The following is an 11,185-nucleotide window of genomic DNA, read 5'->3' as shown; positions in this document are numbered from 1 at the left end:
CTAAAGACCCAGCCGACGCGGCGCCATGCGCCCCCTCACTCCATGTACCGCGTGGACGGCGCGCACGTGATGCCCATCATGGTGAGGTCATAGACATTGGCCTCGGCCACGGCCGGCGTGGCCGCGGAGCAGCAGTCCGTGCAGACGATGGTCAGGTAGTCGAGCCCCATGGCGTCCACGGCCGTGGCGCGGATGCAGTTGGGGTACTGCGTCCCGGTCACGAACACGGTGCTCACGCCGAGCCCGCGGAGCACCATGTCGAGGTCCGTGCCCACAAAGGCGCTGAAGCGCTGCTTGGTGACGATGATGTCTTCTGGCGCGGGCGCGAGCGCGTCCACCACCTGCGCGCCAGGGGTGGCCGGCACGCAGAAGGGCTGCCCCTCCTCGAAGAAGTGGCGGCGCGTCATCTCGGCATCGATGCCGGAGGCGCGGTGCTCGCGGTTCACATAGATCACCGCCCACTGGTTCTCGCGCCCGTAGGCGAGGAAGCGCGCAATGGCCGGCACGGTGGCGAGAGCGCCTTCCACGCGCATGGGCGCGCCGGGCAGGACGAAATCGTTGAGCATGTCCACCACGAGGATGGCGCTGTGGGCCTGGAGCAGCATGGGTTCTCCCGGTTTTGCGGCGTTCAGGGCTGGATCTTGCTCGCCGGCAGCTGGTAGGCGAACCAGGCGTAGAGCAGGCAGATCAGCGCGCACACGGTCATGCCGATGGAGGTGGAGAGCTGGATGTCGCCCATGCCCACCAGCGGCGAGACGATGAAGCCGAACACATAGCCGCCGAGCCCTAGGATGGCCGAGGCCGCGCCGGCGGAAAGGCGCCCCTCGGTCATGGCGAGCGTGTTGGAGGCGGCGAACACGATGCCCGAAAAGAAGAGCATGGGCACGATAAGCCCCTCGAAGACCCAGATGCTGTCGAGGAAGGAGATGGCGCCCGCCTCAAGGCAGGCGAAGGCCACCATGCCGGCGGCGCCGGTGATGGCGGCTTTTTTCATGGTACGGAAGCGCACGGAAAGGGTGGCGCCGAGCACCACGGCCATGGCGTTGAGGCCGAAAATGAGGCCGAACTGCATGGCGTCGAAGCCGTAGCGCTCCTGGATGATGAAGGGCCCGGAGGAGATGTAGCAGAAGAGCACGCCCAAGGCCGCGCTTTTGAGGATCACATGGATCATGAAGGGCCGGTTTTTGAGCAGGGGCAGGTATTCGCCGAAAAGCGCGCGCCACGGGCCGCGGTCGCGATTCCTGGGGGCGAGGCTCTCGCGGAAGAAGAAGGTGAGAAGGATCATGACGAGGCCGATGCCGGTGAGCACGAGGAAGATGCCGCGCCAGCCGATGGCCCTGGCCATGAAGCCGCCCAGAAGCGGCCCGGAGACCGGCGCTATGCCGTTGATGGCGCCCACCGTGGACATGATCTTGGCGAGCGCGCGGCCGGTGTACATGTCCGCCGGGATGGTCTTGGAGAGCATGACCGCGCCCGAGGCGCCGAGCCCCTGGAACAGGCGGCAGCCGAGAAAGAACGCGATGCTTGGCGAAAACACGCTCACCCCGGAAAAGACGATGAACATGCCAAGCGACACGAAGAGCACGGGTTTGCGGCCGATCTTGTCGCTGAGCGGCCCCCAGACGAGGCCCCCGAGCCCGAGGCCGATCATGACGAAGGAGAGCCCGAGCTGCACCACGGGCCTGGAGGTGTGGAACTCGGCGCGCATGGCCGGCAAGGTGGGCAGGTAGAGGTCGTTGACCATGGAGGGGAAGGCGCTCATGGCCGCGAGAAAACAGAGGAGGAAGAGAAAGTAGCCGCGGCCCTCCTGCTCGGTTCCGGCCGTGGCGGGGGAAGGGCTGGCCGGGTGCGCGGCGTTTTTTGCGGCTGCTGTGTCGGCCATGCGGTCCTCGGTGGTCTTGCGTAAAGCTTGGGGCCGGGGCAGCGCCCAAGGGCAGCCTGCCCGCGAAAGCCGGGCGTGAGTATCCGGCGCGCCCCGGCAAGAGTGGTACACTTTGCGCCCAAAGGCAAGCCGGGGCGGTGCTTCGCCTCCGTGTGGGCCGCCCGCGTGCCGGGCTGTCATGATGGCGGGAAACGGCAGCCGCCACGAGGCCCGGTCGCGCCTAATCGGCCGCGCGGTCGGCATCCTCCTGGCAAAAAGCTATTTCGTCTTGCGCAGGGCCGCCATGATGGTCGCGGGCGTCTCGTGGTCGTAGTACTCATAGGCCGTGCGGGCCGTCTCGAGGATCTGCACATCCGGGAGCAGGCCCTTTTTCAGGGCCGCGAGCAGGAGCGGCAAAAGCTCGCCCCGCATGTGCTGCGGCAGGCACCGCCGCATGAGGTCAAGGGCGTCGGGCGTGGGCGCCAGCTCCCACGACATGCGGGCGAGCTCGAAGGCCGTGTCCGGCACCGGGTCGGGGAAATCCTTGTTGAAGCCCATGTCCCACCGCCGGCCGAAGGCGAAAGCGAGCTCCCCGGCCAGCGTGAGCAGGCCTTGGGGCGTCGGGGGGCCCGCGAGGGACGCTTCCGGGACTTTTGCCAGGCCGAGCGGCGTGGCACGCGCATAGGCCAGCAGCCCGGCCCGGGCGGCGGCGAGCTCGTTTTGGCGGATGTCCAGCAGGGCCAGCTTGAGGCGCGCGGGGCTTGCCGGGTCCAGCTCCAGCGCCCTCAGGTAGTGCGCGCGGGCGTCCCTCCCTTTTTTCACCCGCGCCTCTACGTCGCCGAGCAGGAGCTCCGCGCAGGCCGCCTTGCCCGGCGAGGAACGCGCGACTTCCTGAAGCGCCCGCACGGTGCGCGAAAAGTCACCCCCGAAGCGCTGCGCATAGAGCAGCTCCGAAGTGATCCTGTGCCACCGGGCCGCTTCGGCGTGCGCCGGGCCGTCCCACCGGCGCCCCGTGGGGATGCGGGCCAGGAGTTCCGCCGCCACGGGGCCGCTCCCATAGAGGGCGCGGCACGTCTCCTGCCCGTGCGCGCCAAGTCCGGCGTAGCGCCCGTAGTTGGCGAGCACCTCCGTCATGCGCTCGAGGAGGCTGTCCGGCGTGTAGAAGACGAGGTCCTGAAAGTCCGTGAGGCCGAAATCGTGCCCAAAGGGCGAGCGCTCGGTGAAAACGGCCGCGCCGGCCGCCAGGCCCTGCAAAACGCGCAGGGTGAGGCCGGGGAAGAAGTTCTCGTTGAGGACGATCTTCGACGCGGCAAAGACCTCCTGGCTTTCCGCTATGGTGAGCCCGGTGAGGACGTTGAGCTCAAAGTGCGACCGAAGCAGCCTGAGGAGATTGTTGCGCTTCAGGCGTTCGGCATTGGTGGTGCCGATAAAGGTGATATCGTACTTTTTCGGCCGCGGCGGCTGGAAATAGGAAGTATGCGCCGGCAGGGGCAGCCAGGAGACGTGGGGTGCCAAGCCGGCGAAATCCGCCACGCACTGGGGCTGGTCCACGAAGACCGCGTCGAAATTTTGCACGCAGGGGCGCAGCCAGAAGGCGTTGAGCGGCGTGTCGATGCAGAACGCCGCCATGGGCTGCTCGCAGGGGCCGAGGGCCTGGATGTCCGAAGCGGCGCCGAAGAGCTCCCAGATCACGAGGTCCACGGGCGCGGGCGCGGCCCTGAGGGCGTCCGCAAGGGTCTCGCCCTTCCTGATGACGAGATTGTGGACATGGTGGCCGTTGAGCCTGAGCCCTTCGCGCAAGAAATGGCCCTTCAAGGCGATGTTCATGGGGCTCCCTGTGCTCCCCGCCTGCGGGCGGGGAGGTGTCAGGCCGTTGCGCGCCGCCCCCCGGCGCGCTACAGCTTGAGGGGGCTGCCGGCGGCGGGCCGCCCCCCAAGGATGCCAGAGCCGCGGGGAAAGGTCGAGACCAAAGGGGCGTGACCCATGAATGAGCTGTCATACAAGGCCCTGCCCGCCCTGCATGGAGAGATGCGGGCCTTCTTTGCCACGGGCGCCACGCTTGCGCCCGCCTTTCGCAAGGCCCGGCTGCGCGGCCTGGCCGCGGCCGTGCGCCGGCGCGAGGCGGATATCACGGCGGCACTCCACGCCGACCTTGGCAAGCCCGCCGTGGAGGCCTACCTCACCGAGATAGCGGAAACGCTGGACGCGGCGGACTATTACGCCGCCAGGGCGGCCCGCTTCAGCCGGCCGCGCCGGGTATGGCCCGGGCGCACCATCCTGCCGGCCTTCTGCAAGGTTCACCCCGAGCCCTTCGGCGTGGCGCTTGTGTTCTCGCCGTGGAACTACCCCTTCCAGCTCTCGCTCATCCCGCTCATCTGCGCGGTGGCCGCCGGCAATTGCGCGGTGCTCAAGCCCTCGAAGCAGTCCCCGGCCACGGGGCGCCTTTTGCGGGAGCTGGTCGCCGAATGCTTTGACGCCGGGCACTGCCGGGTCGTGCTCGACGCGCCGGAAGCCCCGGGCGCCCCGCCTGAGCAGACGGCCAACGCGCTCCTCGCGTTGCCGTGGGACTTTATTTTCTATACCGGCAGCCCGCGCGTGGGGCATGTCATCATGGAGAGCGCGGCCAGGCACCTCACGCCCGTGTGTCTTGAGCTCGGCGGCAAGAGCCCGGTCATCGTCCCCAAGGATGCCGACCTCGGCGTGGCCGCCCGGCGCATCGCCTGGGGCAAGATCCTCAATGCCGGCCAGACCTGCGTGGCGCCGGACTACCTGCTCGCCGACGCCGCCATCCTCGACGAGCTCGTGACGGCTATCGAACAGGAGTTCGGCCGCTTCCTCGGGCCCGACCCCCTCGCCTCGCCGGATTACGGCCGCATCGTCTCCCCGGCGGCCTTTGACCGGCTCTCCGGGCTCGCGGAACGCTGCGGCGTCGCCCTCCGCGCCGACAGGGAGCGCCTGAAGATCGCGCCCGTGGTGTTCAAGACCGGCCTCACCAGCCCGGCGCTGGAGGACGAGATCTTCGGGCCGCTCTTGCCGGCCGTCGGCTATGCGAGCCTTGACGACGCCCTGAGTTACATCCGCGCCAATCCCAAGCCGCTCGCCTGCTATCTTTTCACCCGGGACAAGGCCGTCGAGGCGCGCGTGCTGCGCGAAGTCTCCTTCGGGGGCGGCTGCATCAACGATGTGGCGCTGCAGGCGTCCTCCAGCCATCTGCCCTTCGGCGGCGTGGGCATGAGCGGCATGGGCCGCTACCACGGCCGCGCCGGCTTTGACCTGTTCAGCAACCTGAAGGGCGTGGTGCGGCAATGGCCGTCTTTCGACCTGCCGCTGCGCTATCCGCCCTACGGCAAGGGGCGCCTCAGGTGGCTGAAACGCCTGCTCGGCGGCTAGAAAAGGTCGGCGGCAGGGGCAGGGGGGCCCGGGAAATATTGAAGGCGGGAACTGCTGGCGCCGAACGCCCCCGGGCTATGCCGGCTTTTTTGGGCTTTCCGCCGCGGTCTCCAGCAGCAGCTTTTGCCACGCCGCGGCCGCGTTCTCGAGGCTGAAATCCCCGGCGCGCTTTTTGCCCGCCGCGATCTTGGCGGCATCGGGCGGGGCGGCAAGGACGGCTTCCAGCGCGCCGGCCAGCGCGTGCGCGTCGTTCATGGGCACAAGGCGCCCAAATTCGCCGCCGCATAAAATCTCGTCCGGGCCGCTCGGGCAATCGGTCGCCACCACGGGGATGCCCAGGCAGAGCGCCTCGACCAGCACATTGGGGGAGCCCTCCCGGTTGGAGCTCAGGGCCAGCACGGCTGAGCGCGCCATGAGGGCATATGGGTTGCGCTGGTAGCCGGTGAAGAAGACATGGTCTTTCAGGCCCACATCCCGGGCCAGCCGTTCAAGGCTTTCCCTTTGCGAGCCCCGGCCCGCAAGGCAGAGGTTGAAGTCGCGCCCGCGCCGGCGCAAAAGCGCGCAGGCCTCCATGAGCAGGGGCAGGTTTTTTTCCTTCTCCAGCCGGCCCACGGCGATGATGACGGGCTTCTGGAAGCAGGCTTCGAGGCCCTCGGGCAGCGGCGCCTGCGCCTCCATGCGGATTTTTTCGAGGTCCGAGGGGTTCCTGAGCACCCGAAGGCGCGGGGCGAGGGCGGGCCACAGCGCGGCGCTGGAGCGGCGCACGCCCTCGCTGACGCACACCGCAAAGCGGGAGCGGCGCAAGGCCCAGCCCATGAGCGCCTTGTACAGCCGCGCCACATGAGGGGCCTTGCCGGCGAGCTTGCCGCGCAGGTCCGTCCTCAGCCAGGCGACGGCCTTGCCCGGGGCGAGCAGTGCGGCCGCCAAGATGCTTTGCAGCTGCACGGTGCCGACCACCGCGTCGCTCTCAGCCGCCATTTGGCGGATCTTCCAGAAATGCCTGAGCTTGGGCAGCAGCCCCGGCTTGGCGGGCATGGAGAAGTTTTGCCCCTCCGGCAGCATGGCGGCGAGCTTTGGCAGGTGGTGCAGGCAGCAGACCGTGGGCTCCACGGTTGCCCTGTCGAGGCACTTGGCCACATTGAGGCTGATCTTTTCCGCGCCGCCGGCCCAGTCGTGCATGATGAACAGGCATTTGAGCATGCCATGCCTCCTACTGGCCCCTGGGGCGCCTGAGTTTTTTCACAAGCCCATAGCAGCGGAAGATGAAGAGCCGGGCGAAGAGCAGCCGGTCATCCGTTAAAATTTTTAGCGCGAGCGGCATGAGGAATCTCCTGGCGCCCGGATAGTCGCAGCGGATGAGCGAGGCCACCTGCGGCGCCTTGGCCGCGCAGAGCCTCAGGGCCGTCTCGCGCTCGCCCTCTTTTGCGCGGTGAAAACCGCCGAGCCGCCGCAGGGCCTCCATGGTCCAGAGGCGATAGCCATAGGGGTCGGAAGCATAGATGTGTTTTTTATTCAAGGTTTGCAATATGGAGGCCTGTGAATCGATGGTGGCCTCAATTTTTTTGAGGGAGCGGCTGTGGTATTCCCCGCCGCTGTTTTCGCGCTGGAGATTGATGTAGACGATATCGTCAATGCACGACACTTTCAGGGGCATGGTGATGGCCTCCACAAGGAAGACAAGGTCCTCGCCGAGGAAAGCATCGTCATGCAGCCGGATCTTCCCGCGGATCTTCTCCCCGTTGTAGATGGCGGTCCACCATGTGTCGTTGAAGCAGAGCGGGCTTTTCTCCATGATGTCTCTTTGCCATTGGAGCGAAGTCTCCTGGACTCTTCCGTCCGGCTCGATGATCCTGGCGCGGCCCTTGACGATGTCCGCGCCGCTTCTTTCCGCCTCGGCAAGCAGGACCTCGCAAAAATCAGGAGCAAGCAAATCGTCATTGTCAAGGAACGCGAACCAGCGGCCCGTGGACGCATCAAGACCGCTGTTGCGCGCGGCAGCCTGGCCCCGGTTTTTTTCGTGGACCAGCACCTTGAGGCGCGGGTCCCGGGCGGCAAAGGAGCGCAAAATCTCGAGGCTCGCATCTGTTGAGCCGTCATCCACGGCGATGACTTCGATGTCCGTCACCGACTGCCCGAGCGCGCTTTTGAGGCTCTCCGCGAGATATGGTTCGGCATTGTAGACGGGAATGATGATGGAGACGAGTGGCTGGTTCATCCTTGCTTACTCCGCCGGGCTCAAGGAGAGGGAGCCGGGGCAATATTTTTTGATGCAGAAGGCCTGTGCCGCGAGAAAAAGCAGGGCGAGGACGATATTGAGGCAGGCCGCGCCCTCAAGCCCGAACAAGGTGGGCAAAAGCATGGCCAGCGGCACGCTGGCGGCGGCCACGAACACCGAGGCCAGGAAAAAGGCTCTTTCGTGACCGCTGGCGACCAGTATCTGCGGGCCCACAACAGCGTTCATGCCCATGATGGGCAAGGCGGCGACCATGATGTTGAGGATGGGAATGGCTTCGGCATACTTGGCCCCCAGGGCCAGCGGAATGAGCCAGGGCGCCGTCAGCCACAGCAACACGGCCGCCAGCAGCATGAGGCCCACCGTCACCGCGAAGGACCAGAACAGCATCTGCCCGGCCGTTTCGGTGCCCCCGTGGCGCAGGGCGCACACTTCGGGATAGATGGTCTGGGTCACGGGCTCGCTCGCGTCGGCCACGGCCTTGATGATCTTGTCCGCGGCGAGGTAGATGCCCATCTCGGCCGGCGGGAGAAAATAGCCGAGCACCAGTTTCGCGGTCTGCGTATGGACCATGATGGTAAGGGCATTGGCGAACAGCGTCCGCGTCGTGCGCAGGATGCGCCGGGCGCCCCTGATGCCCAGGCGGAAGGGCCAGGACCGGGAGAGCTGCCAGATGAGAAAGGAATAGGGCAGCGCCTTGCAGCCGAAGTTGAGCGCGAAATACCAGGGCCAGCGCTCTGGCCGGTTGATGACAATGACGATGAGCACAAGGATGGTGAGGTTGGAGAGCATGTCCCACAGGGCCATGCGGCGCATGCCCTTGCCGATGCCCTGATAGAACCACAGGGGCCTGAAGCCCCGCGCGATGCCGTAGAGGATGGCGAGCATGTAGACGCCGGGATATTCCCGGGCATAGGGGATGACCGGCAAAAGCGCGAGCGCGCCCAGAAGGCACAGGCCGGCGAGCATGAGCTTGGCCGTAATGACGGCCCCGAGGATGGCGGCCTGCCGCCTTTTGCCGCCGCGGGCGAAGGCCACCTCGCGCACGGCGCCGAGGTTGAAGCCCCAGTTCAGCACCGTCTCGGCCACGGACGGCAGAATGCTGAAATACATGAGGATGCCGAACGTGCGCAAATCGAGGATGCGCGCGAGCCACGGGATGGCGAGCAGCGGCAGAACCATCTGGGTGATTTTGATGGCGCCGAGGGAGAAAAAGACCCCGAGCAGGGGCCGGAAGAGGCCGAGGGGGCCCGCGCCCTTATCCGGCCGCATGCCCAGCCCCGGCGAGCCTGCGGTAGAGCGCCCCGAAGTTTTGGTACACTTTGGCGGCGTCGTGCTTCTCTTCGATATAGGCGCGCGCGGCGCGGCCGACCCGGGCCCGAAGCCCTGCATCGGCAAGGAGCTTTTTCACCGTCTCCGCCATGTGCGCCTCGTCCCGGCAAAGGAAGCCGGTCACCCCGTCCTCGACCACGGCGCGGTTGGCCGGGATGTCCGTGGCGACCACGGGCTTTGCGAGGGCCATGGCCTCGAGCAGGGTGTTGGAAAGGCCGTCCCACGCGGAGGAATGAACATAGATGTCCAGCTTCGCCATGCCTGAAAGCGCCTGCTCCCGGGTGAGCCAGCCGGTGCGCGCCACGCTTTCCGGGAGGAGGCCAGTAGCCTCCGGCGCGCCCAGCCACGTCCAGCGGGCCTCGTCCACGAGCTTCGCCACCTTGGAAAAGTAGGCGTAATTCCGCTGCAGGGAGAGGCGCCCGCATGTGCCGGCGAGCAGGGGCTCCCCGGGGGCTTTTTCCGCCGGGGCGCCCGCGCAGGCGTCGATGGCGGCGAGGTCGAGCGCGTTGGGGATGAAAAAGCATTTTTCCTTGGGCGCGAGGCGAGTGGCGCAGGCGTATTCCTCCTCGCCGCAGGCCACGGTGATGCTGTTGCCCCGGGCGGCCAGCCACTCCATGGCCGTGCAGGCCGCCCTGTTGAAGGGGCCGATATTGTCCCTGAGGAAGGAATAGCCGCGCGGGCTGTAGAGCACGGGCCACGCGCCGGAAAAAGCCGCCATGCGCCCGAGGAAGCCGGCGATGGAGGAATGGCAGTGCAGAACGTCCGGCGCTGTATTTTTGAGCGCGGCTCTGAGCGCGCGCCAGGCCCGGAAGTTCTTGAGAGGATGGATGCGGTTTTCCATTTCCGGCAGGTAATGGAATTCCACCTCTGGCGGGAAGAGCTCCCGGAAATTCGCGGGCGTTTCCGGCCTCATGGAATGGATGACGGAAAAGCGGAAGTCATCCCGCATCATGCGGCAGAGCGTGGCCACGGAAGTGAGGCAGCCGGCGCCGAAGGATTCCACCACATGCGCCACATGCGGCTTTTTCATGAGGGCGGTACCCTTGTGGCTCGTTGCGGTCGTCATGGGCGCCAGTCACCGGGCCCGGCGGGCACGGGCTGAGGGTTGTGTTCTTTCCAGAGCGCGGCCAGTTCCGTGAGGGTCAGGAACCGCACGTCCCAATGCTTCGCAAGCCAGTCGAGCCACGCGGCGACCCTCCCGACCATGCCCTCGACGGCCGCGGCATCCGGCATGTGGGGCGCGCCCCCGGGCATCATTTCCGAGGAATGCCAGGTGGCCACAAGAACATTTCCGCGGTCAAGGCACAGCCGTGAGGTCAGTTTCAGGCTCCAGAGCGGGTGATAGGCGGGCAGGAGGGCCATGGTGTTCCAGTGGCGCATGAAGGCGCGCGCCTTTTTGCCCAGTGTGTTTTGCGGCAGCATATGCAGTTTTGCGGCAATGCGCGAAAGGGGCGCCACCGTGAGCGGCGCCTCAAGCATGCGCCGGCCACCGTGCTCCATCCAGTAGGGCTGGCCGGGCGCGGCGAAGTGGTCCGGGCCCTCTTGGGCCGTCGCCATGCCGTAGAGCGGCCGCACGGAGGCGTCCGCTTCCACGCCGGCCTCGAAAAGCAGCGGCCAGTGCTTCTTGTGCATGTCCCAGCGGCCCATGCGGAAGGCCCTGATGTCGGCCCCCTGAAAGTCGCGCCCGGCCTTGAGCAGGCTCTCGAGCTTGGCCGCGAGAAGGCCCTGCCCGAGCTCGCAGGCCGGCACCGCGTCGAGCACGTCCGGCCCCGGGGAGAGCGGCGGTGTGTTCCAGAAATGGAGGTGCGCGCCGATTTCCGCGCCGTGGCGGTCGCGCAGACCTTCCAGCACGGGCCAGGCGCTCTTGTCCGTGAAGACGCTGTGCGCGCAGAAGAGCGTGGGCCTGACCCCGCGCGCGAGCAGCGGCTCAAGCCCCCTGAGCCACGCCACATTGCGCACGCCGGCCACATGGCGGGCATAGGCGCCTTGAAACAGGCCCTCTTCCTCCACGTCCAGCGAAATGATCACATAGATGGGCTTTGGCATCGTCCCGGGCTCTTTGGCAAAACGGGCGGCCGCCTCCATAGGTGCGCGCCGGCATCGAAATTCCCGCCAGCCGGCGGGCCCGGCGCTTTTCGCAGACGTCGGGAAGGCCCTGCCGGGCCGTCCTCCCAAGGGAGGGGCTCGCCCCGTTTTTTTGACGCCGCCTCGCGGCTTCCTCGTTTTCAGGGATGTAATAATATGGAGCGCGGCAATTTGCCAGATTAATTTATTCTCCTGTTTTTTCGGCTGCCTGTTCAGGCAGGCGCACACTGCCGCCTTGAGGTTTTCGCCGCTCCTGCGTATGCTGCACAATTGCCGCACTTCAC

General features: G+C 66.8%; 9 protein-coding genes. 1 reads left to right on the top strand and 8 read right to left on the bottom strand.

The window, feature by feature from the left end; translation table 11 throughout:
• Window positions 1-35: 35 nt before the first annotated feature.
• The 3 genes from G7Y54_RS10185 to G7Y54_RS10175 form a co-directional block, all read right to left on the bottom strand.
• A complete protein-coding gene (locus tag G7Y54_RS10185) occupies window positions 36-605 on the bottom strand; it encodes an isochorismatase family cysteine hydrolase (RefSeq protein ID WP_165079205.1) in 570 nt (189 codons plus the stop codon).
• 23 nt (window positions 606-628) lie between these two features.
• Entirely contained in the window at window positions 629-1,882 is a 1,254-nt protein-coding gene (locus G7Y54_RS10180; RefSeq protein WP_165079204.1) for a multidrug effflux MFS transporter, read from the bottom strand.
• Window positions 1,883-2,140: 258 nt separating this feature from the next.
• Window positions 2,141-3,688, bottom strand: a complete 1,548-nt coding sequence (locus tag G7Y54_RS10175; protein ID WP_165079203.1) for a glycosyltransferase — start codon at window positions 3,686-3,688, stop codon at window positions 2,141-2,143.
• 156 nt (window positions 3,689-3,844) lie between these two features.
• On the opposite strand from G7Y54_RS10175, the gene G7Y54_RS10170 reads away from it, so the two are divergent.
• Window positions 3,845-5,251 (top strand): aldehyde dehydrogenase family protein, encoded by a 1,407-nt coding sequence (locus G7Y54_RS10170; protein WP_206214950.1) that lies wholly within the window; start codon window positions 3,845-3,847, stop codon window positions 5,249-5,251.
• A gap of 75 nt (window positions 5,252-5,326) precedes the next feature.
• Here G7Y54_RS10170 and G7Y54_RS10165 read toward each other — a convergent pair whose 3' ends face one another.
• The 5 genes from G7Y54_RS10165 to G7Y54_RS10145 are packed head-to-tail and all read right to left on the bottom strand — an operon-like array spanning window position 5,327 to window position 10,862.
• Window positions 5,327-6,451: a glycosyltransferase gene (locus G7Y54_RS10165; protein WP_165079202.1), complete on the bottom strand. Its 1,125-nt coding sequence runs from the start codon at window positions 6,449-6,451 to the stop codon at window positions 5,327-5,329.
• A gap of 10 nt (window positions 6,452-6,461) precedes the next feature.
• Window positions 6,462-7,466, bottom strand: a complete 1,005-nt coding sequence (locus tag G7Y54_RS10160; protein ID WP_165079201.1) for a glycosyltransferase family 2 protein — start codon at window positions 7,464-7,466, stop codon at window positions 6,462-6,464.
• Window positions 7,467-7,472: 6 nt separating this feature from the next.
• Window positions 7,473-8,756, bottom strand: a complete 1,284-nt coding sequence (locus tag G7Y54_RS10155; RefSeq protein ID WP_165079200.1) for an oligosaccharide flippase family protein — start codon at window positions 8,754-8,756, stop codon at window positions 7,473-7,475.
• Entirely contained in the window at window positions 8,743-9,882 is a 1,140-nt protein-coding gene (locus tag G7Y54_RS10150) for a glycosyltransferase (protein ID WP_165079199.1), read from the bottom strand. The genes G7Y54_RS10155 and G7Y54_RS10150 overlap by 14 nt, the downstream gene beginning before the upstream one ends.
• Window positions 9,879-10,862 (bottom strand): glycosyl transferase family 1, encoded by a 984-nt coding sequence (locus G7Y54_RS10145; protein WP_165079198.1) that lies wholly within the window; start codon window positions 10,860-10,862, stop codon window positions 9,879-9,881. Before G7Y54_RS10145 ends, G7Y54_RS10150 begins: the two co-directional genes overlap by 4 nt.
• Between the last annotated feature and the right edge of the window lie 323 nt (window positions 10,863-11,185).

The sequence above is a fragment of the Desulfovibrio sp. ZJ746 genome (assembly GCF_011039155.1).
In the GTDB taxonomy this organism is placed as follows: Bacteria; Desulfobacterota; Desulfovibrionia; order Desulfovibrionales; family Desulfovibrionaceae; genus Desulfovibrio.
This window is presented reverse-complemented; position numbering and strand designations above follow the sequence as displayed.

Excerpts from the sequence above, each read along its gene's own strand:
- G7Y54_RS10185 (WP_165079205.1), bottom strand. The coding sequence starts at position 605 with ATGCTGCTCCAGGCCCACAGCGCCATCCTCGTGGTGGACATGCTCAAC.
- G7Y54_RS10180 (WP_165079204.1), bottom strand. The coding sequence starts at position 1,882 with ATGGCCGACACAGCAGCCGCAAAAAACGCCGCGCACCCGGCCAGCCCT.
- G7Y54_RS10175 (WP_165079203.1), bottom strand. The coding sequence starts at position 3,688 with ATGAACATCGCCTTGAAGGGCCATTTCTTGCGCGAAGGGCTCAGGCTC.
- G7Y54_RS10170 (WP_206214950.1), top strand. The coding sequence starts at position 3,845 with ATGAATGAGCTGTCATACAAGGCCCTGCCCGCCCTGCATGGAGAGATG.
- G7Y54_RS10165 (WP_165079202.1), bottom strand. The coding sequence starts at position 6,451 with ATGCTCAAATGCCTGTTCATCATGCACGACTGGGCCGGCGGCGCGGAA.
- G7Y54_RS10160 (WP_165079201.1), bottom strand. The coding sequence starts at position 7,466 with ATGAACCAGCCACTCGTCTCCATCATCATTCCCGTCTACAATGCCGAA.
- G7Y54_RS10155 (WP_165079200.1), bottom strand. The coding sequence starts at position 8,756 with ATGCGGCCGGATAAGGGCGCGGGCCCCCTCGGCCTCTTCCGGCCCCTG.
- G7Y54_RS10150 (WP_165079199.1), bottom strand. The coding sequence starts at position 9,882 with ATGACGACCGCAACGAGCCACAAGGGTACCGCCCTCATGAAAAAGCCG.
- G7Y54_RS10145 (WP_165079198.1), bottom strand. The coding sequence starts at position 10,862 with ATGCCAAAGCCCATCTATGTGATCATTTCGCTGGACGTGGAGGAAGAG.